The following is a 26330-nucleotide window of genomic DNA, read 5'->3' on the forward strand; positions in this document are numbered from 1 at the left end:
AACTTTTTATCGTGCACCTGCATCTGATGTGCTAAAACGTAGGCATGGAACATCTCAACTCACTCGGCGCTCTCTCAGAGCTCCCCTTCCCCCTAGCCCCGGGAAGGCCCAGCCCCCACAACTCCCTGCAGGTTATCGCCCACGACAGCAGTTCTTTTCAGCCCGCCCGGGCAGAGCACAAACAGGCCGATCCGCGGGAGCTACCGGCGCTCGTCCGCCTGTATAGCCAGCAGACCACGGGGCTCCCCGCAGCTCAGTGGCGGGCCTTCCTCAAGGAGCGCGGGTTGGTGCACTTTCATCACGGCATCTACCGGGAGCCGGAGGACGAGCCCACCCCACTTATGCGGGCAGCCAGCCTGGGTTTACTTACCCCGGCAGGCTACCACCATCGGATTCGCTATAGCCGAACCACCGCAGCCTGGGTGTTGGGCTACCTGCCCGAGTTACCCGAAGGGCGACTGCATGTAGACTACGACCGCGATAACCGGTGTAATCTCCCCCGCTCCTACCGGGCAGACTTTGCCACCCATCAGGCCCAGCTTCGCCCCTACGACACCATGACGATCGGGCCGATTCGTCTGACCACGCCACTGAAAACCGCCCTAGATATCATTACCCACTCGGTCGATGAGGGCGACCTGGCTATCGTCAAAGCAATCCTGCTCGATAGCCAGAACAGCGTTACTCCTGAGCTTCTGCTCCAGAGTGCCCGGGAGCAGATGAGCCTTAAAGCTACAGCCCTGCTCAGAGCCCAGCACTTGGCTCACCAGCTTGAGGCGGCAGAGATAGCCGGGGTCTAGCCCTGCTGGTTCATGAGCGGACGCGAGCCGGTCAGGCGGTAGGCATTATAGATGCCGGGGACGTTGCGAATCTGGTTCAGTAGGTGCTCCATCATGAAGCGGTCAGAGAGCTCTACGGTGTAGCGGTTGACCACAAACCGTTCGTCGCTGGTGTGCACCTTGGCGTCCACGATGTTGCAGCCGGCCTCAGAAATAACCCGGATGGTGTCTGAGAGCAGGGCCTTACGGTCGATGCCCTCCACCTGGATTGAAACCCGGTAGACGGAGTTACCGTGCGATGCCCACTCCACCGCGGTCTGGCGGGGGTCGTCAGCCTGGCTCAGTACGTTGGGGCAGTCGGTACGGTGCACCGAGATGCCCTGCAAGCGGGTGACGATACCAACGATATCGTCGGGCGGTACAGGGGTGCAGCAGCGGGCAATCTTGGTCAGAATACCCTCGGCCCCGGGTACCACCACACCGTTGTCATCGCCCACCGAGCGGCGGTTAGATACCAGGGAGGCGTCGAAACTATCGAGTTCAACAGTCTGGTCGACCTCGTCCTCACCGTAGTAGAGGTTGACCAGGGAGGTAATGACGGCCTGGGTCTCTACCTCGTTCTCGCCCACAGCGTGGTAGAGGGTGGCCACATCGTGCTTGTGCAGGTCCTGGGCTACCTGCAGCATGAGCTCGGGGGTCATCATCTTGGTCAGGGGAAGCTCGTGCTGACGCATAGCCTTGACCACGCGCTCCTTGCCCCGGTTCATGGCCTCGATGCGGCGGCCCTTGGCGTAGTGCTGGCGAATCTTGGTGCGCGCCTTGCTGGTGCGCACGAACTTGAGCCAGTCCTCACTCGGGGCGTGGTTCTCATCCTTGGTTGTCTGAATCTCAACCGTTGAGGCGGTTTCGAGCTCGGTGTGCAGGGGCACCAGCTTGCCGTTGACCTTAGCCCCAATGGTGCGGTCCCCCACCTCGGTGTGGATAGCGTAGGCAAAGTCAACCGGGGTTGAGCCCACCGGCAGGCTAATGGGCTTACCCTGCGGAGTCAGCACCACAATCTCATCGGTCTCAAGCCGCTCAGACAGCTGCTGGTAGAACTGCTCAGACTCGGGGTTGGAGTTCGAAATCTCAGAAATTGACTGCAAAATGCCGATGTTGAAGGCAGCGGTCTGGGTGCTAGGTTCCTTGGGTGAAAGGTCTACCTTTTCACCGCGGGAGGCAGCCTTGTACCGCCAGTGGGCAGCCACACCGTACTCAGCCTCTTCGTGCATCTTGTAGGTGCGGATCTGGATTTCCAGGGGCAGGCCGCCGGGCCCGTGCACCGTCATGTGCAGTGACTGGTAGTGGTTGTGCTTGGGCTGCTTGATGTAGTCCTTGAAGCGCCCAGGAACCGCCATCCACAGGGACATCACATGCCCCAGGGCGGTGTAGCAATCGTTCTCGTCCTCGACCATAATGCGCACGGCCAGAATATCGTTGATGTCGTCGAAGCTCTTACCCTTGGTCTTCATCTTCTGATGAATGGAGTAGTAGTGCTTGGGGCGGCCCGTTACAGTGGCCTCAATACCTACCTGGGCCAGGCGATCCTCAATCGTCACGCGGGCCTCGGCCAGGTACTTTTCGAGCTTAGGGGTACGCTCGCCCACCATCCGCACAATCTCGGCGTAGATATCGGGGCTCATAGCGGCAAAGGAGAGGTCTTCCAGCTCCCACTTGATGGTGTTCAAACCCAGGCGGTGAGCCAGCGGGGCATAAATCTGCAGGGTCTCTTCGGCCTTACGTGCCGCAGAGGCACCGGAGACGAACCGCCAGGTACGGGCATTGTGTAGGCGGTCAGCCAGCTTGATGAGCAGCACGCGCACATCTTGCGACATCGAGATAACCAGCTTGCGAATTGTCTCGATGGGGGCGTTATCGCCGTAGCTGACCTTATCAAGCTTGGTGACGCCATCAACCAGGTAGGCCACCTCAGAGCCGAAATCAGCGGTGAGCTGCTCCTGGGTGTACTCGGTATCTTCGACCGTATCGTGCAGCAGACCAGCGACCAGCACGGGGCCGGTAGCACCTATCTCAGCCAGAATGGTCGTCACGGCTACCGGGTGGGTGATGTAGGGGTCCCCGCTCTTGCGCTTCTGCCCCCGGTGGTAGTGGTTCGCGACCTGGAAGGCCCGCTGCAGCACCTCAAGGTCTTCGTCGGGGTGGTACTTCTTGACGGTGCGAATCACCGGTGCCAGTACCGGGGAAAAACGGGGGGCGGGGCCCTCTTGCTGCTCACGCCCAAATACCAGGCGGGTTGGCACACGCCCCGAAGCAGACATGACCCGGTGCGACCCGCGAACCGGCCGCTTACCCTCTGCGCGAGAATCCTTCTGGCTGCTCTCTTCTGACCGGCTCATGCCCAATTCCCCCTCAAACTGAAATATTCGTGTGGGACTATCTTAGATTAATTCCACACTGTGTGTAACAAAAACGGGAGCGGACAGTCATCCGCTCCCGTTTCTAGGGTAAAACGCCTAGCTCTTGGCCCTACTTGCTATCGAGGTTAACCGAATGCACGGTAACCATCACCGGGGCAGCCGGCTGCGCGACGGCGTCCTCACGCTCTTCGGCCTCTTCTACCTGCCCCTGACGGGCACGGCGGACGAGCTCGGTATGCTCACGCACACCCTTCTCACCCAAGCGCAGGGCAGCGTAGGCAGGAGCCGCCACAAAGAGGGTGCCCAGGGTACCGATGATGATACCGACGAAGAGGGCCAGGGAGAGGTCCTTGAGGGTTCCCGCCCCCAGGAGCAGGGCACCGATGAAGAGAATCGAGCCCACCGGCAAAATACCCACAATCGAGGTGTTGATAGAGCGCACCAGGGTCTGGTTCACTGCCAGGTTCACCTGCTCAGCGAAAGTGGTGTCGCGGCGCTTCTCAAGCCCCTCGGTATTCTCACGAATCTTATCGAAAACCACCACCGTGTCGTAGAGAGAGTAGCTCAACACCGTCAGGAAGCCGATAATCGCACTGGGAGTAATCTCAAAACCGATGAGAGCGTATAGCCCCACGGTGGTCACGATGGTAAAGATCAGGCCAGCAATTGCCGAGACCGACATCTTCCAGGTACGGAAGTACAGAGCCATACCGATCATCACCAGCAGAATAAACCAGACCAGACCCACCAGAGCCTGCTGGGTCACCCCAGCGCCCCAGGTGGGGCCCACGAAGGACGAGGTCACCTGGTCAGCGCTCACACCATAGGCCGACTGCAGGGCCTGGCCCACAGCCAGAGTCTCATCGTCGGTCAGCTCACTCATCTGAGCGCGTACGGTACCCGCAGCGATATTAGTGACGCGCACGTCGGTAGCCTCGGGGGCGGCGTCCGCAATCGCCTGCTGGCCAATAGAAATATCGGTATCAGCCACCTGCGACACGGTGAACTCAGAACCACCGCGGAACTCAATACCCAGATTGAAGCCACCGCGCACCACCGGCACCAGGGCCGCCAGCACAACCAGAGCCAGGGCAATCGTCAGCCACAGTCGCCGCTTAGGCACAAACCCAAACGACCGCTGACCAGAATGCAGTTCATTACCGAACTGAGCGAGTTTATTAGCCACGGCGGGCCTCCTCGGTAGTGGTGGAATCTGCGGCAGGCAGGGGCTCCGCATCAGCACTCCCCTGCTCCGCTTCGGCTTCAGCCGCCTCAGCGGCAAGGCGCTCGCGGCGCTTACGCTCAGCCAGGGAGAGAGAACCTTCGGCTTCCTCAGGGGTGCGGACGCGCCCCGCACCCCGGTAGAGCGGGGTGGAGCCGAGGGCTACCGGGTCCATGCCCGAGAAGCGGCCGCCGTTACGGAAGTAGTCCTTGCGGCCCAGCAGAACCATAAGCGGGTGGATGAAGAGGAAGGTGATAATCAGGTCTGAAATAGCGGTGAGACCCAGGGTGAAGGCAAAGCCGCGCACGTTACCAACCGAGGCGAAGTAAAGCACTACAGCGGCCAGCAGGTTCACGGCCTTGGAGGCCATGATGGTGCGCTTGGCCCGCAGCCAGCCGTGGTCGATAGCGGCAGGGATGGTGCGGCCGGCACGAATCTCATCGCGAATACGTTCAAAGTAAACGATAAAGGAGTCTGCCATCAGACCGATTGACACAATCAGACCGGCCACGCCCGCCAGAGACAGGCGGTAGTTCATCAAGTGGCCCAGCAGCACAATCACCCCGTAGGAGAGCAGACCAGCCACAATAATCGAGGTGATATTGACCAGGCCCACCAGACGGTACTGGAAGAGGGAGTAGACAAACACCAGTAGCAGACCGATTAGACCGGCAATCAGACCCATCTTTAGCTGGTCAGCACCCAGGGTTGCAGAAATCTGCTGTTCTGACTGAATGGTGAAGCTAATGGGCAGGGCACCGTACTTGAGCTGCTCAGCCAGGTTTGCGGCGTCCTGCTCGGTGAAGTTACCGGTGATCTGGGGCTGGCCGTTGGTAATGACCGCCTGGGTGACGGGGGAAGAAAGTACCTGGCCATCCAGCATGATGGCGAAACGGGCGCGGGGGTCGGACGCGTTGGCACCGCGAATTGCGTTCAGGCGGGTAGTGACGTCCTTGAAGGTCTGGGTAGCGGCCTCATTGAAGACAATGTTAACGCCCCACTGGCCGGTGGCGAAGCCGGTTGAGCTAGCCACCTGGGAGTAGGAGGCAGTGTCAATGTCGGTACCCTCAATTTCGATGGGGCCAAGGATGTATTTCTCACTGCCATCGGAAGCACAGGCCACAATAGCGGCGTTGGGATCCTGGTTGGAGGTATCCACGTTAGCGGGGACGGTGCAGTCCAGCTGCTCGTACTGGCGCCAGAGGTCGCCGGTAACCCAGTTATAGTCGGACCCGTCGGTGGGTTCAGCCGTCGGTGAGGGTAGGGCGTCCTCGGCAGCGGCAGCGTCCGCCGCAACCGCCTGCGGGGTGCCAGCGTTGATGACCGCGCGGAAGCTCATTTGCGCCGAGGTCTGAATCAGGTCACGGGTTTCTGAGCTCAAGGTACCGGGCACAGAAACAACGACGTTCTGGCCCGACTGGGTGGTCACTTCAGCTTCTGCCACGCCCGCGCCGTCGACGCGCTGGCGGATAATTTCAACAGCCTGGTCGAGCTGCTCAGCGGTAATGGCCTCGCCCGAGGAGTCGTTGACCTCGGGCGACAGGATGAGCTGGGTACCGCCAGAGAGGTCTAGGGCCAGCTTGGGCAGCCAGCTGCCCCCGGAAAAGGTGGTGCCGAAGATTCCTCCGGCGAGTAAGAGCAGCACCAGGGCCATCGAGGCAAGTGCCCCTCTGGCTTTGGTGACGTTGGATGGTTGAGCCATCTGTGCCCCTTCAGGTGAGTGGGTTCGTGAAACGTGAAAAAGCGCGCCACCTCTGAATCTAGAGGTAGCGCACCCTAAGCTGTGGTTTAGTTTTTGGGATCGTCTGCGACTTCACCCTGGATAACAGGACGCTCGGCGTCGGCTACCGGCGCGGCAGCGGTGTCTTCCTCGATGCTGGTGACGGTCATGAGATGAACCTTAGCCACGGTGCCCGGAGCGATTTCCAGGTGGGCGGTGTTGGCTTCCTTGTCGATGGAGACAACAGAGCCGTAGAGACCAAAGTTAGTCATGACCTGGGTGCCGGGCACCATGGCGTCCTGACGTTCCTTAATCTGCTGCTGGGCTTTCTTGGCGCGGCGGGCCGGTAGCACGATGAGCACCAGCATCATGATGCCCAGAAGTAGGAGCATAAACAGGGGTGAGCCTGACTGCACGAGAATCCCTCTTAACGTAGTTGGTGGGGGTGAACAAACTAAGTCCCCATTCTATGCCAAGTTCCTTGCAGTTGGCTGGTTACCCTCTGATATTACAGGGGCGGACGGCTAGGGCAGCTCGGGTGCCTCTAGCCCCAGGTGCTCCCAGGCAGCGGGTAGGGCAACTCGCCCACGGGGGGTTCGCCCGATCAGGCCCTCGCGTACCAGGTAGGGCTCGGCGACGGTCTCAACGGTTTCGGTCTCTTCGCCCACCGCAATAGCCAGGGTGGAGAGGCCCACCGGTCCCCCGCCGAACTTGGTAATCAGAGCTTCAAGCACCGCACGGTCTAGGCGGTCCAGGCCGCGCTCATCGACCTCGTACATGTTGAGGGCTGTTGCTGCCGCTGAGGCCTCGATACGGTCGATGCCGTTGACCAGAGCCCAGTCGCGCACGCGACGCAGCAGGCGGTTGGCGATTCGGGGTGTACCCCGGGACCGACCCGCAATCTCTGCAAAGCCCTCGGGGCTAATGTTGAGTTCCATCAGGCCAGCAGACCGGCGGATTACACTCTCTAGCTCGGTAACCGAGTAGAACTCCAGGTGGCCGGTAAAGCCGAAGCGGTCACGCAGGGGCCCGGGCAGCAGACCCGCGCGGGTGGTTGCCCCCACCAGGGTGAAGGGCGGCAGCTCCAGGGGAATAGAGGTTGCCCCGGCACCCTTGCCCACCACGATATCCACACGGAAGTCTTCCATGGCCATGTAGAGCATCTCTTCAGCCGGGCGGCTCATACGGTGAATTTCATCGAGAAAGAGCACTTCTCCGGGGGTGAGCGACGAAAGAATCGCAGCCAGGTCACCCGAATGCTGAATAGCCGGCCCGGAGGTAATACGCAGGGGGGCGTCCATCTCTGCTGCAATAATCATCGCCAGGGTAGTCTTACCCAGGCCGGGAGGGCCCGACAGGAGCACATGGTCGGCCGAGCGTCCGCGCATCTTCGATGCCTCAAGCACCAGCGACAGCTGCTGACGCACGCGCTGCTGCCCCACAAAGTCATCAAGAGACTTGGGGCGCAGGGCCGCCTCAATCATTTTTTCTTCTGGTTCTTCATCCATCGAAACCAGGCGCTGGCCGGGAATCTGGCCATCGGCATGAGGGAACTGACTCATAGATTACCTATCGACCTACCGTGTTCTGGTTACCCAGTGAGGCCAGCACAGAACGCAGCGCCTCAGCCACGCCCATGGTCTCAGCCTTCGGGTTATGTTCGATAAAGGACTCGATGGCGCTGACGGCATCGCGTTCGTTCCAGCCCAGGCTGGTCAGGGCGTCCTGCACCTGAGGCTTCCAGCTCACACCCTGGTCAATCGGCAGCTGGTCGGTAGCGCCGTCCGCCAAAATCAGCTTGCCAGCAAGCTCCAGGACGATGCGGCGCGCCCCCTTGGGGCCGATACCGGGCACCTTGGTGAAAGCCTTATCGTCGCCGGTGGCCACAGCGCGCTCAACCTCAGCCGGGGTATGCACACCGAGCACTGCCAGAGCAATACGCGGGCCGATACCCGAAACCGACAGCATCATGTCAAAGACCTCGCGCTCGGCAGGCTCAGCAAACCCGTAGAGAGTCATGGAGTCCTCACGCACAATCATGGTGGTCAGAACAGTAGCCTTCTCCCCCAGGCGCAGCTGCGAGGCGGTACGGGCATTGAGATGCACCAGCATGCCAAAACCATTAACGTCGATAACAGCGGTCTCCAACCCCAGATGGGTCACGGTACCGGTCAGTGAGCTAATCATGAAACCTATTCTATTCGAATATATGTACTAATACAAGGGAGGCTACCTTCTTGCCCTAGCCTCCGCCTCCATCCAGGCCCGCTGAGCGGGGGTAAGCTGGGATGTTCGCCGTGCTGCCGCCGGATTCGACCCCTGATGGGTTTGGGTAGTGGCTGCCATGTTGATGCCGGAACCAATACCACCGCCGCGCCAGCCATGGCAGATAGCTAGAGCGAGGGCGTCCGCTGCGTCCGCCGGCTTGGGCATCGTGTCAAGCCCCAAAATGCGGGTGACCATGCGCCCCACCGATGCCTTGTCAGCGCGTCCTGAACCTGTCACAGCTGCCTTCACCTCTGAGGGCGTGTGGAAGTGTACCGGCACACCGCGCGCAGCGGCAGCCGCAATCACCACGCCGGAGGCATGGGCAGTACCAATCACGGTATTGACCTGCTCCTGGGCAAAAACTCGCTCAATCGCCAGGGCGTCGGGCTGGTAGGTGTCGAGCCATGCCTCGGCCGCGCGCAGAATCTTGAGGATACGGGCATCCAGACTCTCCGAAGCGGCGGTACCCGCTACTCCCACGTTGACGAAGTGGGCCTTGCGGTTGGCCGTCATATCGACCAAACCGAAACCGCACCTGGTGAGGCCCGGGTCGACCCCCAGAATGCGGGCAGCGCCCGGAACTCGCGGGGCGGGTTCCGGGCGCTGGTGTGAGGTGCCGTGAGCCGGGGCCACGCGCTCCTCCTTTCCCTGCTGGTTACTCAGCTTCGAGCTCGGCCATAACGGCTTCGCTGATGTCTGCGTTGGAGTAGACGTTCTGTACGTCGTCCAGTTCTTCGATGGCGTCAGCGAGCTTGAGGAACTTCTTAGCACCTTCGGCGTCGAGGTCTACCTGCATGGTGGGGCGGAAGACCGGGTCATCGTTGTTGTACTCGAGCTCAGCCTCTTCCAGAGCCTTACGGATGGCGGGCAGGTCGGTTGCCTCGGAGACAACGGTGAAAATCTCACCTTCATCGATAACTTCCTCAGCGCCGGCGTCGAGCACTGCCATGAGGACGTCGTCCTCGGTCAGACCCTCGGTCTTAGCAACTTCGGCAACACCCTTGCGCTCGAAAAGGAAGGCTACGGAGCCGGAGTCTGCCATGGTGCCGCCGTTGCGGGTGACAGCGGTGCGAACCTCGGCAGCTGCGCGGTTGCGGTTGTCAGTCAGACATTCGATGTAGAGGGCGGTACCCTGGGGGCCGCGAGCCTCGTACATGATTTCGGTGTAGTCAACGGCTTCACCAGTCAGGCCGGCGCCGCGCTTGATAGCGCGCTCAACGTTGTCGTTGGGAACCGAGTTCTTCTTGGCCTTTGAGACTGCGAGGTCGAGGGCGGGGTTACCTGCCGGGTCGGGGCCACCCATACGAGCTGCAACTTCAATTGCCTTGATGTACTTAGCGAAGGCCTTGGCGCGCTTGGCGTCGATGGCAGCCTTCTTGTGCTTGGTAGTGGCCCATTTGGAGTGACCTGACATGATTCTCCTTGTTCGTCTGGTGCGCCCGCACGCGGGCGGGCGCAATATACCTCGTACTATTCTAGCGTGGACGGGCGGACGCTGAGGCGCGCGCCTTTTCCACGAGGGTGTCGTCAATAACGACGGGGGTGAATTCACCGTACTTCTTGATTGCTGCCTGCTTGATAAGGAAGTCTGAGATGGCGGGGTTCTTAGGCAGCAGGGAGCCGTGCAGGTAGGTTCCGATGACGTTGTGGACGCGGGCGCCCTCGCCGGAATCTTCCTTGTTGTTGCCCTCTCCCTTGGTGACGGTTGCCAGGGGCTTGGTATCTCCGGAGAGATAGGTGAGCCCCGAGTGGTTTTCGAACCCGATGATGGTGCCGAACTCTTCAGATTCCTCAACGATGTTGCCGATTAGGCGTTCTTCGCCGCCTACGGTTTTAGCGTCAAAAACGCGAATACCGTTGAGGGTGACGCCGCCTACGGTTTTGAACTCTCTACCGAAGAGCTGGTACAGACCGCAGATGACCAGCATGGGGGTGCCGTCTTCTGCCAGCATGCGCAGGGTTTCAGCGTTGGCGAGCAGGTCGTCCTGAATCACGGACTGGCCTGAATCCTGGCCGCCGCCGCCCACAAAGATATCGCCATCGAGCGGGAATTCATCACCGGGGTTGTAGTCAACGATTTCGGTGGTGAAACCGTGGGCCTGGGCCCGGCGGGAGAGCGACAGAGTGTTGCCCCAGTCCCCGTAGATGTTCATGTCTTTGGGGTAGAGCTGCACAATTTTGAGGCTCTTGTTGTTGCCGGTCTGGGTGATAATCTGCTCGCCCGCTTCGACCGGTGCGTTCTCAAAATCGCTCATTAGATTTCCTCCACATCGGTGATTTTGGCTAGTTCCTTACGGATGGCCAGCATGGCGGTGTAGGTGCAGAAGATGCGCATGGGGCGCCCCTCTGACTTGGCAATAAAGGTGGCGAGGGCTTCTTCGAGGTCCTCGTTGATGTTTTCTACATAAACATCGTCGTGCTGCAGGCGCAGGGCCATGTCGTAGGCGCGCACACCCGACACCATGGTGACGCCGCCCTGGGTCAGGGAGTGGAAGTCGACGTCCCAGAGCCAGGAAACGTCGCGGCCGTCGGCGTAGGCGTCGTTGATGGTGATCATGGTGGCGTAGTCCTTAGCGTCGGCGGATGCCAGCGACAGACGGAACCCGCTGGGGTTCTTCACCAGAAGTAGCTGCAGGGTCTGGCCGTTAACGTTGAGGGTTTCACCGCGGCCAAAAGCCGGGGCGATATGCTCAAGTTCAGCCAGAAGTTTAGTCTCATTGAGGGCATCCCCCATGACTTCGCGCGTCAGGGCCATTGCCGCAGCGGCGTTAAAGATGTTGTAGACCCCGTAGAGGTTAATAGTGCCCGCTAATTCCTTACCGGCAACGTCGAAGGTGGCGGCGGTTCCCTTGAAGTCCTTGAGCAGGACGGACGCCGCCGGCAGCTCCGGTGCCAGAAGGCCGGCGTCCGCGCGCTCGGTACCTTCGGGGCTGGTGCGCAAATCGTCATCGGAGGGGAAGAGGGCGCGTAGCTTCTCTGATAAACCAAAGTAGCTAACCTGAGTGCCAGGCTGAATATTTTCTGCTAAAGAGCGAATGCGTGGGTCCTCGCGGTTGAGCACGACCGTGCCCGTGGTTGCACCGGCGACAGTAGCCAGCATACGGCGGGTCGTATCAATCTCACCGAAGCGATCTAGCTGATCACGCAGAACATTGAGCAGCAGCGCGTAGTTGGGCTTGACCTTGCGTACAAAGTGCACAGCGTGAGCCTCGTCCAGCTCAAGTACCGCGATGTCAGCGTCCAACTTACCCGCCAGGTTCATCTCACCCAGCAGAGCAGCAGCTACGCCCCGCACGAAGTTCGACCCGGTGCGGTTGGTAAAGACCTTCAGGCCCTGGGCTTCTAGCAGCTGCACCACCATCTTGGTGGTGGTCGTCTTACCGTTCGTACCCGAAACAACGACAACACCGCGCGGCAGCTTAGCCAGCTCCTCCGCCACAAAATTAGGGTGCAACTTCTCCATGACCAAGCCCGGGAAGGCAGAGCCGCCCCCGCGCAACTTGGTCGCATAACGAATGCCTTGGCCAACAAGGCGAACAACAGGTCGTGACATGGTGACTATCTTACCGGGTTTGTGTATGCTTCGAACCTGTAATGACTACTTCCATGAACCAGCTTGTACCCTTCCCCGAATTTATCTGGCGTGACATCACCTGGCGCGACAGGGCCCCCTACCTTAAAGTTGAGCCTCTTCTTGACGGTCAACCTAGCGGTGAGATTGAAACTATCGCCATCACCCCGGGTAGCTTCCTCGGCCTTACTGCCCTCCCGGCGGACGTCCGCGGCGCCGGCACCTACTGCAGCGGTTACTCACGGGCAGCTGTCGACACCATTGGTTTTCACCAGGTTCCCTGCCCAGCTGGAAACACCATCACTAAGGGCAAGCAGTGCGACTCCTGCTTGGCCCGCGACGAATTCGCACCCATTCACCGCATTCACCTGGGCTCCCGCATGAACGAGGCAGCTCTGGCCTACGTCAACCTTGAACACTACCTCTACATCGCCACTTTTCCCGATGGCACATCTAAGGTCGGCACCGCGTCCCTGCACTCCAACCCCCGCCGTCTGGACGACCAGGCTGTTGCCGCAGCCACCTTCGTAGCCCGGGCAGACACCGGCATCATCGTACGTCAGCTGGAAGACCTGGTCTCGCACGAGGCCAACCTCACCCAGTTCAAACGGGCCTCCACCAAATACAAGGCCTGGGTTGCCCCAGCCAGCACCGAGCGCCTCAAATCTGAGCACTACATGGCCGTGGAAAACGCCACTTGGGCTCTCGAAGATGCCCACGACTCTGTTGAGGGTTTTGAAATCACCGCGGATCGCTGGGTGCCTTCCCTGGCAATGAGCCGGGCTTACGCGTCCTTACGGGCGGAGAACCCCGAGCCCCTTACGGCCTACCCCACCCTCACCGAGGGGGCTCACGGTTTCTATATCACCGGCGGAACCGGCAAATTCCTGACAGCCCACTTCGGCGACCCCGACCAGACCTTCCTGATCAACACCGCAGAGCTCTCCAACAGAGCCTGCCGCCAGCACCGGGAACTCACTCCCCCGGCGTCCGTGCAGGAATCGCTGTTCTAGGAAGATAGTCGACATAAGGCAGCAGGCAAGCCAAACACCCGCCGACCCTCTGATATCTCGCGCTGGGGCGCTCGATATCATTCACGCCAGCCCCGAGCCAGCGGGCTTACTTGGCTTGCCTGCTGCCTTCGCCTAGCAATCCCAGGCGGTACTGAGCAGGTCTCGGATCTCGTCCAGGGTCTGTGTGACTGTCTTGGTGCCTGCCACGATGGGTAGGAAGTTCGTGTCGCCGCTCCAGCGGGGCACGATGTGCTGGTGCAGGTGGGCGGCGACCCCTGCCCCGCCGACCTTACCCTGGTTCATGCCGATATTGAAGCCGGCTGCTCGGCTAACCTCCCGCAGGATTCCCATAGCTTTCTGGGTCAGGGCTGCAATCTCGGCAGTTTCTTCCAGTGTTGCATCGTCGTAGTTAGGAATGTGCCGATAGGGGCAAACCAGCAGATGCCCGGGGTTATAGGGGTAGAGGTTGAGGATGACGTAGGCATGCTCACCGCGGTGCACAATCAGTGACTCAGCGTCGTCATGGTCAGGGGCGTCGCAGAAGGGGCAGGTGTTCTCGGTGTAGTCTTTCTGCCCGCCCTTCACGTAGGCGCGGCGGTGGGGCGTCCAGAGCCGCTGGAAGGCATCGGGCACACCGGGTAGCTCGAAATCATCGGTGGTGTAGTCGGGAATCTGCATCGCTAATCGCTCTCGGTGAAAGTAGCAAATGTATAAAGGTCTCGGGACTGTGTCGCGTAAAGCTCCAAGCCAAGACTAGTTGCGGCGTCAGCCAGGGTACTCTCAAATCTACTTGGCAATTGGGCCGCACCGGCGTCACCAAAGAGAGCTAAAGCTAAAGAGTCTCCCGGCGAAAATCGGGGCCGGTAGGTTATCGCGCCAAACCTTGCCTTATACAAGGCTTGAGCCCAGGCCTGCGGCACCTCGTAACTAGGCATGGTTGTGAGTTCTCCGGTAATCCCCAGGATAAAGGCATCATCGTGGGAAATATGCGCAGAACGCACTGAACACGGCAGAGGCAACCGCGAAATCACTCTTCCCTCGGCGAGGCTTTGGGGCAGGCGCCCGGACTGGCTGAGTCTGTTACCTAGAACCTCGCGGACGGCAGCACCCGGGTTGGTTGCGAGATAGCAGGTTCCCTGGGGTTCAGGCAGGTCAAAACGGCCCTGCATCGATGAAGAAAAATACCAGGGGTCGTACTGCTGACTGTGGGCGCGGAAAAATTCGCTACCCTTTTCGTACTCTATAGAGGGAGTCAGCGAGAGATTGGACCCAGGCATAGGACCATGCTGAGCTATTTTTTGCCGGGTCATACTGCCTGCCACCCTGCTGCAAGAGCATGGGCTTCGGTCAAAACTGTATCGAGTCGGCCTTGATCAAGTAAATCTAAGGGAGTTACCCCGTCGAGCGGCGTGTTGAACCACTGGGCAATAGCGAATGAGTCTGCATTGCCAAAGGCTCGCAGCACCTGTTGTATATCTGCCCGTACAGTTCTGCCCTCGAACTGAAATACAGGGAAAATCGACTCACTATTTTCGATGGTCAGCCTCAGTAACTTGTGGTGTTTGACCTGCTTGCTAATGGCTGCCCGGCTGGTAACTTTGAGCAGTTTCATGGTGCTATCGAGGTCGTAGACTGGCCCGATGAGGTCGCCGTAGCCCTTGACACTGGCGCGGGCCACTAGCGACCTCATGCGGCTTTTAACATCTTCTAGATCGTCAATAGACGCCAAAAAATCAGCGGGTAGACTTTCTAGGTCACGAGTGAACTCAGCAACGAGCTGGTCGATAACAGCTTGGGCATGAGCGTCTTTGCGGTCGATGGTGTAGGACATGAGAACCTCCCTGGTTGGCTCTATGATTCTTAATCTTAAAAGCCACCGTCAACCGCGTCAACCATATGGAGGCTATCTAGCGCCGGGTGCCCCAGGCCCGGCGGTACTGGGCGGGCACGTAGTCGATATCGACCTTGAGTTCGTTAGCCCAGTGCAGGGCAAAGGCTGGGTTGCGTAGAGCTTCCCGGCCCACCAGCACCACATCGGCCTGGCCTGACCCCACAATGAACTCAGCAAGTCGCGGCGAGTTAATCATGCCAACAGCGCCTACCGGAAGACCGCTCTCACGCTTGACCTGAGCAGCCATGGGTACCTGGTAGCCCGCATAGACGTTAATTTTTGCCGGGTAGTTTCCACTGGTGGAAATATCGGCGAAGTCCACGCCGTCCTCAGCCAGCCAGCGCACCACCTGTGCTGTTTCCTCAACGGTGATGCCGCCCTCCATGAACTCTGTAGCTGACAGGCGGACGATCAGCGGCATATCCTCTGGCATCACTTCCCGCATGGCCTGGGCAACCCTGCGGGCAAAGCGGGCCCGGTTGTCCAGGGATCCGCCGTAAGAGTCTTCTCGCTGATTCGAAAGGGGCGAGAGGAACTGGGTGATCAGGTAACCGTGAGCCCCGTGAATCTCAATGAAGTCAAAGCCGGCAGCCACAGCGCGGGCTGCAGCCGCGGCGAAGGCCTGCACTAGGTCGTCAATTTTCTCCTCGGTCAGGGCCTGCGGTTCTTTCAAGCCGGGGTAGGCAAGAGCGGACGGGGCCAGAGTGACCCAGCCACCCTCGTCCTCCCCCAGGGAACCGCCCTCGTGCGGAACCAGCTCACCGGGCGTCGATGCCTTCCGCCCGGCGTGGGCAATCTGTATACCTGCCTTAGCTCCCCCGGCGTGAATGGCATCGACGACCGGCTTGAAGGCTTCGGTGCGGTCGTCGCTCCACAGACCCAGGCAGTAGGGGCTAATTCGGGCGGCGGGTTCAACTCCGGTCATTTCGACGATGACGGCACCGGCTCCACCCCGGGCTAGAGCCCCGTAGTGGGAAATGTGGTAGGCGGTGGGTTTGCCGTCCTGCTGGTCAACCGAGTACTGGCACATGGGTGGAATCCAGAGGCGGTTACGGGTGGTCATGGAGCGCAGGGTAAAGGGTTCGAAGAGGGGCGAAGTCATGTTCATTTGGCCTTTCAGGTGGTGTTGTGCACCTGTTTCAACCGGGTGCGGGGCCGGGATATTCCCGCATTAAAGGGTAAACTTGCAGGTATGCAAGAACTGACCGAAGCTGCCGTCCGCTCGTCTTTTATTAACTGCTCTAAGGGCGAGGCTAAACGCCTCAACCTGCCCAGCCTCAAGGAGCAGAATTGGGACGACCTGATTTTCCTGTCCTGGCTCGACCCAAAAAGCCCGCTCAAGGGTTGCCTGGTCGTGGAACGCGAAGGGCAGGTGCAGGGCGTGCTACTGCAAAAGTCTAAGGCCCAGAGTAAGGCCGCTCAGATGTGCCAGTTCTGCCTAACTCTGCACCCTGGGTCGGGGATCTCACTGTATACGGCGGCCCGGCCGGGCGAGTCGGGGCGACGCGGCAACACCATCGGCACCTACCTATGCTCCAACCTGGCCTGCACCGACTATGTACGGGGCAAGAAAAAGCCGGCGGGTATTCGCCAGATGGACGAGACCCTGTCCCTCGAAGAGCGCATAGCTCGCACCCGCGATAATGCGGTCAGGTTTATTGAGCGACTGGTGGAGGGGGCCGCATAATTGGGCAGGCGCAAGGACGCGGGGTGGGCCGGGCCCTGCACGACGCCTACTTGGGTGCGGTTCGGCAGTGCTCACATATCAGCACCTTACGCTTGGGAATTGTGGCAACTAACGCCGAGGTCGCCGAACCTTTCTGGCGGGTCATAGGCTACACCCCTAGTGGCGAGGTCAAGAACTTTTCCCAGAGTGATGTGGTTTCAACGGTGGAGGTTTTTACTCGGCCGATTGATCTAAACTGGGGTATTCATCATCAAGGGTGATGTCTTCTTGCATTGACAGCTCTCGGAGAAACCGTGCCCCATCTGGTTCAACTCGGCCACCGATTTTGATGAAGTCTTCAACCGTAACGCGAAGAGATTTCAAATCCTCATTGAGAATGTCGTGGATTTCTTCAGCAGATACTGAGAAGTATTGATGTACTAGGAAGTTTCTTAACCCTACGATTGCCCGCCACTCTACCCCTGGAGACTGGTCTTTTAAGGCTTTCGGAAGATGATTTACCGCTTCCCCGATAATAGCCAGATTCCGCAAGATTGCATCTAGGGCCATTTCTTGAGTATCGGAAACCTCGAGGTATTTTTGGTATCTGAAACAGCTGTCGATGGCCTCTTGGTTGTCCATCAGTCTAAGTTCTATCGGACGGCTCATAGCGCAACCGCCTCTTTGAGAGCGAAGTCAGACACCTTGTTCCTGAGAATACCGGGTGTTACTACATCAACAGACACGTTAAGAATTTCACAGAGCGTCTGCGACATTCCCGCTAATCGCATGAGTCTTCTACGGTCTGGTTCGTGCAGGTCCACCATAATATCGATATCGCTCGTTTCGTCTGCATCCCCACGTGCCACAGACCCAAAAAGTCGCGGGTTACTTGCACCGTACTGTTCAAATACTCGTTCTATTTCAGCTCGGTGCTCTTCAACGAGGCTCCGCAGTTTGAGGGTTTCGGGTGTGGCTTTCACAAGTACTAGTTTAGTTGGTCAGGGCTTTGTCGCGGTAGTCTCTCATCGCTGCTGCCAGGTCTTCTATGCTCATACCCTCTGGTAGTTTCATGGCCATAGTTGAGATAACGATGGTTGAGTTCGCTGCACCTTCATGCGTGACCCGGGTGAATGCGCGGATACCGGTTAGGGTCCAATTATAGGCGTGGGTATCGGCGATGACCGCCCTGATCTCCTTGCCCTGCTGATCGGCGGTAATGTCGCCGATGACGCTCCACAAAATCAGGTGGTTACCGTGGTCGAGGACTGTTGAGTGGTTATAGAACCCTTCGGGCGTAAGAATAAGGGCGTACCTGCGCCGGTAGTAGTTGATAAAGGTGAAGATTCCAGCGGCTACACACCCCACTCCAGTTGCCAGGGTGCGGTGGTATCTCCAGTCCGGTGGGTTGTGGAGGAACCACACGCCCACCGCTATCCAGCCCACGCCAATCAGGAAGCTCATGCCGGGCTTCTTGGGGATTCTCATCGTTGAGTTTTCTGGGGTGTCCACAGTGCTATTGTACTGAAAGCCAGGCATAGTGCTCACTCAGATTTTGCATAAATCAAGGTTTACGGGAGGACTGAGCGCCCTGGTGGCCTATACGGAATACCCTTCTATTTTCTGAATAGCTGATCGTGCGTTCCGGTTCTTTGGAAGTAAGCAATTTCTTTATCTTCACGCCAAATTAATAACCAGTCGCCAGCATTAGCTATATGGCATTCCTGGCTCCCCAGCCACTCACCTTTAAGAGTATGCATACGGTGCCGTTGACGCAGTACCTGTTGAGCTTCTGTAGTATTTTCCAACACTAGGCTGATGACTTCGCGCAACGCGCGCATATCCATGTGCTTCTTTTTCAGACGCTTAATATCACGCTGGAAAGCGGAGCTATACTCCGCGGCAAGACTCAATTAAATCCCTAGGTCATCGAAGAGCTCTTCTGCGTTAGCAAACCGTCCCTTGCGGCCGCTGGCGAAGAATTCTTCTGCTTCCCGAATTGCTTCGAGCGAATCGGCATTGGGTTTGGGGTCGCCCACCATAAAGGGGATTCGATTCTCGCGGATAGCCTGCTTGACGAACATGTTGATCGCGGTGGACATGTTGAGCCCAAGCTCCTTAAAGAGAGCTTCGCCTTCTTGTTTCGTTTGAGCATCCATGCGGACGCTAATACTGGTAGTAGCCACCACAAACCTCCTGAAGAATAATACACTGTATATACAGCATAGTATTTTGAGTGCTGGAGTGGCACCCCTGCTGGCAATCTAGAAACACCTTTTTACCCCCGACTGTCGGCTAATGCTTGTTTACCTGTAGCCACCAGATGAATTGATTACAAAGAAAAGAGTGCCCTTGTATATACGTGGGGCGTTCTTTCTTGTTCTACGATCGAGGCGAACTGGGTTTAAGCAGCGATTTTCGCACTGAGTAGACGATTGAGGCTTATCCCCTGCTCTTGGGCTTCCATGGCTACGCGTCGGTGGAGTTCAGGCGGAATGCGCAGGCTGAGATTACCTGAATAAGTCCTGTCAGCAAAGGCCTGGGGAATTTCTTCACCATTGGCATGCATGTCTTGAGCTACTTGAGCGACGAGTTTTTTGATTCCACTCAAGGCGGCTAGCTCGTCGGGTTCCAGCCAGGAGAGGGAAGGCATTTCGAGGACGGTTGCGATGTATTCTTGGTCTTCTGGCGACCAGGTAACACGGTAGGTGTAGTGTTCAATCATTGGTCTGTCCTTTGAGTCTGTTGATAGCTTGGAGGGCTTGCTTGACCTGGTATGGCTTTGCGTAACCATTTTTGTTTTGAATATTGACGCGGGGGTCGCCTTGCCATGGTGTTTTAAACACAGCATGGGAAGTGCCAGATTGTCGCGCGGGGCCAAAGAACCTTTCGCAGATAGAGACCAGCTCTGCATAGCGGACGTTTTGGGGTGCACTTTGCATTTGAGCTAGTATCTTTTCTTCCTTACCCATAAAATTATGGTATCGCTATTGATACCATCACTCAAGGGGCAAGAACCCTCTTCAGACAAAATTCTTCAGGCGCACCTCATCGAGGATGCTTCTCAACTAAACTTAGCAGTAATTACCATCACAGCTAAGAGGGAGTTCCCATGAATCAGGTAACTCAACAACTGACCGGGTATTTTAGGGACGTTCAAAAGCGTTCAAACCTTGTAGATCAGGCATTCGGTCAACAGAACAAATACAAGGTCATTCCTTTCCTCGATGTCAGATTAGGCAAGCTTTCTGAAGAGGACACCCAGGAACTCTTTGACTGGGATGCCGACGCCCAAGGGCGTTTCAAAAAACAACGCTCTCAGTCTGGATCGCAGAAGACTAAGCCCATTGACGTCATTATCTCGGTGGTGACCCTTACCAACACTGAGAGTGACACTAAAAACGGTCTAGTTCTAATCGCCGCAAAGCTAACCGACAAGGGTGAGCTCCAGGCTGATATCACCTCGACAGCTCCGTGGATTCCGAGTTCTCGCCTACAGTCCCCCAGCGTCATCGACCACGAGTTTATGGTAGGAACTCTCGCTAACTATTGGCGATGGAGCAATACGAAGGGTAGCGAGCTGGCGTCAAAGATTGAGACCTGGGCGGACGTTGTCGATTACAGTACCAGCATGTATGAGGGCGTGTTTGAACCCGCTTTACAGGTAGGAGTTGACCCTCGGTGGGTCGTTGACGTTGATAACTGTTATGTCACCCCGGGTACGGTCATTAACGCTAACGCCCACGTCCTGAGTCTCTATCAGTTCCTTCACACGACGGACCAGAGCACTCCCCTGTACGAGGGTCTCTTGTCGACCGGAAAACCGCAAAATTTTCAGTCCGATGCTATTGACACGAATGCTGATACTCTTCTGGAATCTGCCCTGCGTGCTTGTGGAAGTATGAGCGATCAGTTCCCGCTGACGACTTCCCAGCGCCGAGCGGTACACGCTTTTATGCACGATGGTTACGGAGATATCACGGCAGTTAGCGGCCCTCCGGGTACCGGCAAAACTACAATGCTTCAATCTGTAGTTGCGAGCATGCTGGTTTCTCATGCGTTGGAGGCCAAACCGGCACCTCTGATTGTGGGCATGTCGACTAATAACCAGGCTGTTACTAACATTATTGACTCCTTCGGTTCGGTCACGAAGGATGATCCTGGTGTGCTTGAACATCGCTGGCTACTGAAGGCTAAGGACGGGGCAGCGTCTTCAGATTTCCTAGCTGGCCTGGCAACCTACTGTCCCTCCCAGGCTAAAGCAAAGGAAGCACGTTCTAAGGGTTACCTGTTGGAAGACACTGCCAAGAAAGGTGTCTACAGCGAGTATTCCTCAGAGGCTTACCTACAGGAAAGTACACAATATTTCCTAGAGCAGATCAGCGATTACTACGCCGCCTTCTCGCTCCCAGCCGTCAACAGTCTTGAGCAAGCAAAGCGAGGGCTAGCTGCCTTTCTTGCATCTTGTGAAGAGCAGAAACGTGCTCTGCTGCGTGCCCGTCGGGAAGCAGACCGACGCGTCCACTCAACGAGTGCCCAGCTCACAGAAGAACTGGCTAGACTTTCGCAAGAGCAAAGTATCGTTCAAAGCAGGCTGGACGCATGGAGCACTCAGTCAGCCTCTCCCCTGCCAGCTGAAGTAATCATCAGCGCCACCTATGACCCGCATGAGCCAGCGGATGAATTTTCTACTGTCGAAGCCTTTGTTGATTTTTACCGGGGTCGCCTAGATGAAATCGGTCTTGCACTTTCGAATATCGACAACCGAATCGCTGCAGCTGTAACTGAGGAAGAACTTGCTTTACACCAGTTCAGACAGCAAGCTGAACCGATTATCAGCCAGGTTCGCTACCTTGCGCTACTTAGTGACGCTCAGGTAGCTCGGCTGATGAATGCAAGGTCCCTTCTAGAACTTGACCAGGTACTTGATATCACCCTACGCTATGTCGAGTTTTGGCTAGCTGTACACTACTACGAGGCTGAGTGGCTACTTTCGGCTACTGATGAAGAGCAGCTCATTGCTGATAAGGAACGATTCAAGAACACTCCCGAGTTAATGGTGAGGTACTGGGAACAGGTTGCTTCCTTGACACCCTGTTTTGTGATGACCGCCTACCAGGTGCCGAGATACTTTAAGCTCTATGCCCCGCAGGGTGAGCCCGATAACTTCGATATAGAGCGTATTGACCTGTTGATTGTTGATGAGGCTGGACAGGTTGATACCTCTGTGGGCGCTGGCGCTTTTGCTCTTGCAAAGCGTGCCCTCGTCGTTGGCGATGCCCAGCAGCTAGCTCCGGTGTGGAGTCTTGACCCAGAAACCGATCAGGGTATCGCCGAGGCGCATGAGCTGGGTTGGCGCTGGGATTCCATGAAGGAATTCGGGCTGACTTCCTCTCACTCATCGTCCCTGATGTTAGCAGCTGCCCAGTCTTCGAATTGGGTATATAGCGCCAAGAACTATCCTGGCTTGTTCTTGTCTGAGCATTTTAGGTGCCATACAGACATTATCGAGTACTGCAATGATTTGCTCTATGACGGCTTGCTTGTTCCTTCGCGTCCCCTCAAGGGCTACAAGCTTGAGGGCAAAACCCCGGGGGCTTTCCTTTTCCAGTTAGTTGAGAATTCCCAGGATCGTCGAAACGGTTCTAGCCGGGTCAATAGCCAGGAAGCTGAGGCTATTGCAAACTGGATTATCGGTAATTTTGAGTACTTCCGTGCCATCTACAACCCCGATGCTGATGCTGCAAAAGACAAGTCTCTGTTTGCTGTGGTAACCCCGTTTGCCGCTCAGGCACGAGAAGTCAGGAAGACCTTACGGATGAAGAGTGAGAATCTAGCCGGCAGGGTAACAGTCGGCACCGCCCACACTTTGCAGGGAGCTGAGCGTCAGGTTGTGCTGTTCTCGCCTGTTTACGGTGATAATTCTGAAAAGGCTTCTTTCGTGGACGGCACTCTTGAGCTGATGAATGTTGCTGTTTCCCGTGCCAAGGATTTGTTTATTGTCTTCGGTGGCCAGCGGCGTTGGGAGGATACTGGCCCTGTGTTTGGGTTGGTGCGTCAGCGTGCGGTTGTTGGCCCGCATTGGTTTGGTGACGGTGGCTCGCAAGGTTTGACATCGGAGGCACCTGTCAGTTTTGTGGAAGAGAGGACGCCGCAGCCTACTCCCCTTGCACCTGCGCCAAAATCTGCACCCACGCCGGTGCAGCAAGCACCGTGGGCCCGGCAGGCTGAACCTCCAATGAGCGTTCCGCAGCCAGCACCTTCTCACCCAGTTGCACCAGAGCCGAAGATGGTTGACCGGCATGAGCCTGGATATCTGATTGCTACTGAGCTCATTGACAGGTGGAAGGAAAGCGGTGTTTTGCCGGAGGGCTCAAAAGTAAAGGCCCAGCAGTTCAACGCTGCTATGGATGCAGCTGGTTTGCTCACCAAAGTTGACGGCACATGGCACCCAACTACTGAGGGTATTTCCATCGGTATTGCCCAATATCAGGGCTGTTCAGGAGACCGTACTTTTATCAGCCCGATCTATAGTCCACAATCACAGAAAACGCTGCAACAGATGATTCAGATAGGACGGCTAATCTTAAAATAATTTTTATCTGCTTTTCGAGGATTATTTACAATCAGTAGATTTTAACAAAAATACTAAGCAACACCACCAGCTGCGTTCCATATATCACCGAGTCGCAGTTTTAAAAGAGAAGATGGAGACGCCAAATCTAACAATAAGCACCAATGCACTCCTTCAGAGTCTAGCTTAAATCAATATATTTCTTATTATTTTCACATTTAAAAATACTTAAAGTTCAGCAAAGTCTTTTCGCGGGGTTCTATCCTTAATTCAGTGAAATCATGGCTAGAAACAGTACTATCAAGTGGCCTGATGATATTTTTTGGTTTACATACTCTTAGTAACTAACAAAAAGTGCCGCAATAAATCCAATCATAGGAAAATCAAGATAAGGTGTCAGAATAGCAGATATGAGTAAAAGCAAAACGAAAAGGGAGGTTTCAACTAAGTGAATTTATCTTTGCAACACTTCTATTACCATAGAAAGTCAGTGGATGCAACAAATTACAAAAAAATTGTACAAACTACCCACTTGATAACTTATTACTGATAACTAAGTCTCGACGCTTCTTACTGAGAAGTATTATCCCCATCAAGTTTAATACTGATTCATTGATTTTGTGGCAAATAAATTTTGTAACCAGATTTGCAAAATTCATTACTATAAGCCAATTCCTGATAGAGGAGGCCTTTCCAACTATTCGAATTTCTTGAAATTTCCAGTTTTCTTTCGTTTAGCAAATAGGATTTTCTCTCATCAAAACTTTGCTTTTGATTTAGTCTATCACATATAGAGGGTATCTCCATAGAAGCTTTCATTGAGTAGTATTCATTCAATTTGAAAAGATTAAAATGATAGTCTATTCGATGGCGAATTTTAGGATTTGGAAAACTCTCATCTATATAATAGACGACCACATAGAAACCGTTTTCTTTTACCAGTTTCGCACTCAGCCAATCACCCATTTCGTAAGTGAAATATGGATTAAATAATTCAATATAAGGGTATTCACTCCAATGGTCTAGTTTTATTCCATTACAGTCCTTACATGAAGGAACCAAATTCCACGGCTCCATGGAAAATTTTTTAAACTTAGATCTTGGGAGAAAATGGTCCAATTCAGGTTTTCTCATAGGATTCAGGCAAAATGGACAAGAGTCGATATTTTTTGATTTTTTGACATATTCTTGATACATTTCACGACCTGGTGTTCTTCCATGGAAACCATAATCATAAAGGTTATAAATCTCATCATCTGTAACTTGATAATCTCTAAAATCAGAAGAATATTGTAAATCAGTTAAGCGACCTTCATTTGCATATGTTTGATACAAATCACTGTTATGCTTAAAATTTGGTATTGACTCTTTGAACCTTTTTCTATAATCTTTATTATTAGCAGTTTCTGTCACTTTAAGAATTAAATCTTCGACGGAACAAATCGGACTGATCTTAGTTTTCCACATTACTTGCTTCCCATGGGGGTGAGTTTTTATTATTCTTCTGGTAAAAAAGATTATGTAATATCGAACGGCCTTCCTCTCCAAGCTGACCTTCTAGATAATAAAATGCTTCATCAAAAGTTTCGAACTCTTGTGAAAGTTCCAGCATCCTCTTATGAAATCCTGTCATTTTAACCTCAAGTTCGAAAACTTCTTTAGTTAATACACCTAAATTCTCACCATAAGTTTCAATTCGGGGAGTCATTATATCGGTATCAAATTTATGGCGTATAATTTTATTCACGCAACTACGTGGCACCTCTTGTAGAATCACTGGTGAATGAGTTGCAATTATACACATCCCGTTTTGTTGCTTTAGTAGACTAGCTAAAGAATTGATAAATGCAGAAAGGAGAGGGGGATGAAGATGAGACTCTGGTTCATCTATAAGAACTATACTTTCTTCCTGCACTAGTGATACAAGTTTTGTGATATTCAATAGAACAATTTGGTGCCCTGAGCTTAAATTTTCGAAGGCCCTTTTAAGTACATCCCTATCCTGGTCACTTAAATTTGACTTTTCCCTATTATTATTAAATTCTCCAAGCAAATCCAGATACTCGAAGATCGCGTCATTTTGTAAATCTTCTAATGCTTTAAAAAATCTTACGGATTTAGGACCCTGTAAACAATCATTTAGTGCATCAACAAATTCTTCTGCTAACTCATTCTTCATGTAAGTATTTGTATAGCTTACGCGGCAGGTATCGTAATCCTCTTCTGGTTTTTGCAGTCCGATGAAGTGGTACTTCACTTCTAAATTACTGTCTACCTCCAGCGGTTCAAACTTATCAAAAGCGCTAAATGAAACAGACACAACGTTTGTTGCACCGTACTCAGGCATCGAAACAAGTAATTTTGTTATCTGTTTTAACGCATTACTTTTACCAACGCCGTTTCGACCAATTAGTACATGAATATTTGTTGGCAATGGTGACTGAGGATCAACCTTACACCTTATTTCATTAAATCTGCCACCTGTATTTTTGTCTTCATATTTACTTGGAATTTTCACGATAGGAAAAATGAAGTCATATTCTCTACTCTCCGCATTGCCTCTTGCAATTTCACTAAAGGTTTTTTTTATCAGATTTAGTGGAATATCTCTAAGAACTGACTCCTTTGCGATGGTTTCATTTTTTACATCATTAATCATCAATTCATATTTATATGCGAGGTCATTTAGGGCAAATAATACATCTTCACGAAAGGTCTTACCCAAACTATTCAGCTGGTGATAATATGATACATCTAGTCCGATGCTGAAATAATCGCCGCTCAGAGATTCAAAAATATCTGGTATTTCTAAATCGGGATAATTATCTTCACTCCCTGGAGACAGTCCTTTTTTACCTATCTTCAAATAGCCAAAATTAGTTAAATTACCTTTTTCGTCGGAATAATGGAGAGTAAACCTTGTTTTATATTTCCACCAATCATTCCAAGAATTAGGGACTAAATAACAAGTGTTGTTTTGTGGAAATTTAGGGATACTTTCACTTAGAATAAATCTCATATTTTTCAACCCATTCTTTTACATTTCAAAATTTTAACTAGATGTTTAATTATATTGAAAAACAATGAGGCTTATTCAAAAGTCCCACCCGCAGCCAAAAACACCAACCCCCGCACCACCGCAAACACCCGCCCATACAACCCCAACGGCCGCCTAAACCCCGTATGAAGAATCCGCCAAGTCTTGATGT

At 54.8% G+C, this 26330-nt stretch carries 26 protein-coding genes; 4 read left to right on the top strand and 22 right to left on the bottom strand.

Annotated elements, in window-relative coordinates:
* The first annotated feature begins 44 nt into the window (after positions 1–44).
* Entirely contained in the window at positions 45–800 is a 756-nt protein-coding gene (locus L6762_RS04280) for a type IV toxin-antitoxin system AbiEi family antitoxin (protein WP_237185741.1), read from the top strand.
* On the opposite strand, the gene L6762_RS04285 is transcribed toward L6762_RS04280, so the two are convergent.
* The 10 genes from L6762_RS04285 to L6762_RS04330 all read right to left on the bottom strand — a co-directional run bounded on the left by L6762_RS04285 (position 797) and on the right by L6762_RS04330 (position 11968).
* Positions 797–3175 carry a RelA/SpoT family protein gene (locus L6762_RS04285; protein WP_237185742.1) on the bottom strand — a complete coding sequence of 793 codons (2379 nt, stop codon included), beginning with the start codon at positions 3173–3175 and terminating at the stop codon, positions 797–799. The genes L6762_RS04280 and L6762_RS04285 overlap by 4 nt on opposite strands.
* A gap of 130 nt (positions 3176–3305) precedes the next feature.
* Complete coding sequence (secF, locus tag L6762_RS04290) at positions 3306–4382, bottom strand: protein translocase subunit SecF (protein WP_237185743.1); 1077 nt, start codon at positions 4380–4382, stop codon at positions 3306–3308.
* On the bottom strand, positions 4375–6120 hold the full coding sequence (gene secD / locus L6762_RS04295) for a protein translocase subunit SecD (protein ID WP_237185744.1): 1746 nt from the start codon (positions 6118–6120) through the stop codon (positions 4375–4377). The genes secF and secD overlap by 8 nt, the downstream gene beginning before the upstream one ends.
* A gap of 86 nt (positions 6121–6206) precedes the next feature.
* Positions 6207–6554: a preprotein translocase subunit YajC gene (locus L6762_RS04300; protein ID WP_237185745.1), complete on the bottom strand. Its 348-nt coding sequence runs from the start codon at positions 6552–6554 to the stop codon at positions 6207–6209.
* A gap of 108 nt (positions 6555–6662) precedes the next feature.
* Complete coding sequence (ruvB, locus tag L6762_RS04305; RefSeq protein ID WP_185174666.1) at positions 6663–7700, bottom strand: Holliday junction branch migration DNA helicase RuvB; 1038 nt, start codon at positions 7698–7700, stop codon at positions 6663–6665.
* 7 nt (positions 7701–7707) lie between these two features.
* Entirely contained in the window at positions 7708–8325 is a 618-nt protein-coding gene (gene ruvA / locus L6762_RS04310; RefSeq protein WP_237185746.1) for a Holliday junction branch migration protein RuvA, read from the bottom strand.
* Positions 8326–8367: 42 nt separating this feature from the next.
* The gene (ruvC, locus tag L6762_RS04315) at positions 8368–9039 is read right to left on the bottom strand and encodes a crossover junction endodeoxyribonuclease RuvC (RefSeq protein WP_237185747.1); all 672 of its coding nucleotides are present in this window, start codon (positions 9037–9039) and stop codon (positions 8368–8370) included.
* 22 nt (positions 9040–9061) lie between these two features.
* A complete protein-coding gene (locus tag L6762_RS04320) occupies positions 9062–9820 on the bottom strand; it encodes a YebC/PmpR family DNA-binding transcriptional regulator (RefSeq protein ID WP_237185748.1) in 759 nt (252 codons plus the stop codon).
* Positions 9821–9881: 61 nt separating this feature from the next.
* The gene (locus L6762_RS04325) at positions 9882–10661 is read right to left on the bottom strand and encodes a type 1 glutamine amidotransferase (protein ID WP_272878463.1); all 780 of its coding nucleotides are present in this window, start codon (positions 10659–10661) and stop codon (positions 9882–9884) included.
* On the bottom strand, positions 10661–11968 hold the full coding sequence (locus L6762_RS04330) for a Mur ligase family protein (RefSeq protein WP_237185770.1): 1308 nt from the start codon (positions 11966–11968) through the stop codon (positions 10661–10663). The genes L6762_RS04325 and L6762_RS04330 overlap by 1 nt, the downstream gene beginning before the upstream one ends.
* 44 nt (positions 11969–12012) lie before the next feature.
* Between L6762_RS04330 and L6762_RS04335 the strand changes: the two genes are divergently transcribed.
* A complete protein-coding gene (locus L6762_RS04335; RefSeq protein ID WP_237185749.1) occupies positions 12013–12990 on the top strand; it encodes a hypothetical protein in 978 nt (325 codons plus the stop codon).
* Positions 12991–13122: 132 nt separating this feature from the next.
* On the opposite strand, the gene L6762_RS04340 is transcribed toward L6762_RS04335, so the two are convergent.
* The 4 genes from L6762_RS04340 to L6762_RS04355 form a co-directional block, all read right to left on the bottom strand.
* A complete protein-coding gene (locus L6762_RS04340) occupies positions 13123–13668 on the bottom strand; it encodes an HIT family protein (protein WP_237185750.1) in 546 nt (181 codons plus the stop codon).
* Between the two features lie 2 nt (positions 13669–13670).
* Positions 13671–14300, bottom strand: coding sequence for an RES family NAD+ phosphorylase (locus L6762_RS04345; protein ID WP_237185751.1), 630 nt, complete (start codon positions 14298–14300; stop codon positions 13671–13673).
* Positions 14297–14821: an MbcA/ParS/Xre antitoxin family protein gene (locus L6762_RS04350; RefSeq protein ID WP_237185752.1), complete on the bottom strand. Its 525-nt coding sequence runs from the start codon at positions 14819–14821 to the stop codon at positions 14297–14299. The genes L6762_RS04345 and L6762_RS04350 overlap by 4 nt, the downstream gene beginning before the upstream one ends.
* A gap of 76 nt (positions 14822–14897) precedes the next feature.
* Positions 14898–15983, bottom strand: a complete 1086-nt coding sequence (locus L6762_RS04355) for an NADH:flavin oxidoreductase/NADH oxidase (protein WP_237185753.1) — start codon at positions 15981–15983, stop codon at positions 14898–14900.
* Positions 15984–16073: 90 nt separating this feature from the next.
* Here L6762_RS04355 and L6762_RS04360 point away from each other — a divergent pair, with 90 nt between their 5' ends.
* Complete coding sequence (locus L6762_RS04360) at positions 16074–16568, top strand: FBP domain-containing protein (RefSeq protein ID WP_237185754.1); 495 nt, start codon at positions 16074–16076, stop codon at positions 16566–16568.
* Between the two features lie 213 nt (positions 16569–16781).
* Here the strand turns inward: L6762_RS04360 and L6762_RS04365 are convergent, their stop codons facing one another.
* The 6 genes from L6762_RS04365 to L6762_RS04385 all read right to left on the bottom strand — a co-directional run bounded on the left by L6762_RS04365 (position 16782) and on the right by L6762_RS04385 (position 19272).
* Positions 16782–17216, bottom strand: coding sequence for a HepT-like ribonuclease domain-containing protein (locus L6762_RS04365; protein WP_237185755.1), 435 nt, complete (start codon positions 17214–17216; stop codon positions 16782–16784).
* Positions 17213–17530, bottom strand: a complete 318-nt coding sequence (locus L6762_RS12020) for a nucleotidyltransferase family protein (RefSeq protein WP_423817081.1) — start codon at positions 17528–17530, stop codon at positions 17213–17215. The genes L6762_RS04365 and L6762_RS12020 overlap by 4 nt, the downstream gene beginning before the upstream one ends.
* Before the next feature lie 10 nt (positions 17531–17540).
* Positions 17541–18035: a hypothetical protein gene (locus tag L6762_RS04370; RefSeq protein ID WP_237185756.1), complete on the bottom strand. Its 495-nt coding sequence runs from the start codon at positions 18033–18035 to the stop codon at positions 17541–17543.
* A gap of 128 nt (positions 18036–18163) precedes the next feature.
* The gene (locus L6762_RS04375; RefSeq protein WP_237188272.1) at positions 18164–18460 is read right to left on the bottom strand and encodes a type II toxin-antitoxin system YafQ family toxin; all 297 of its coding nucleotides are present in this window, start codon (positions 18458–18460) and stop codon (positions 18164–18166) included.
* Positions 18461–18733 carry a type II toxin-antitoxin system RelB/DinJ family antitoxin gene (locus tag L6762_RS04380; protein WP_237185758.1) on the bottom strand — a complete coding sequence of 91 codons (273 nt, stop codon included), beginning with the start codon at positions 18731–18733 and terminating at the stop codon, positions 18461–18463.
* Between the two features lie 218 nt (positions 18734–18951).
* Positions 18952–19272: a type II toxin-antitoxin system HicB family antitoxin gene (locus L6762_RS04385; protein ID WP_135012356.1), complete on the bottom strand. Its 321-nt coding sequence runs from the start codon at positions 19270–19272 to the stop codon at positions 18952–18954.
* A 387-nt stretch (positions 19273–19659) separates the two neighbouring features.
* Here L6762_RS04385 and L6762_RS04390 point away from each other — a divergent pair, with 387 nt between their 5' ends.
* Positions 19660–23142, top strand: coding sequence for an AAA domain-containing protein (locus L6762_RS04390; protein ID WP_237185759.1), 3483 nt, complete (start codon positions 19660–19662; stop codon positions 23140–23142).
* A gap of 588 nt (positions 23143–23730) precedes the next feature.
* Here the strand turns inward: L6762_RS04390 and L6762_RS04395 are convergent.
* Positions 23731–24588 carry an HNH endonuclease gene (locus tag L6762_RS04395; protein ID WP_237185760.1) on the bottom strand — a complete coding sequence of 286 codons (858 nt, stop codon included), beginning with the start codon at positions 24586–24588 and terminating at the stop codon, positions 23731–23733.
* Positions 24575–26140: an AAA family ATPase gene (locus L6762_RS04400; protein WP_237185761.1), complete on the bottom strand. Its 1566-nt coding sequence runs from the start codon at positions 26138–26140 to the stop codon at positions 24575–24577. The genes L6762_RS04395 and L6762_RS04400 overlap by 14 nt, the downstream gene beginning before the upstream one ends.
* Between the last annotated feature and the right edge of the window lie 190 nt (positions 26141–26330).

Source organism: Rothia nasimurium (assembly GCF_928381705.1).
GTDB classification, from domain to species: domain Bacteria; phylum Actinomycetota; class Actinomycetes; order Actinomycetales; family Micrococcaceae; genus Rothia; species Rothia nasimurium_G.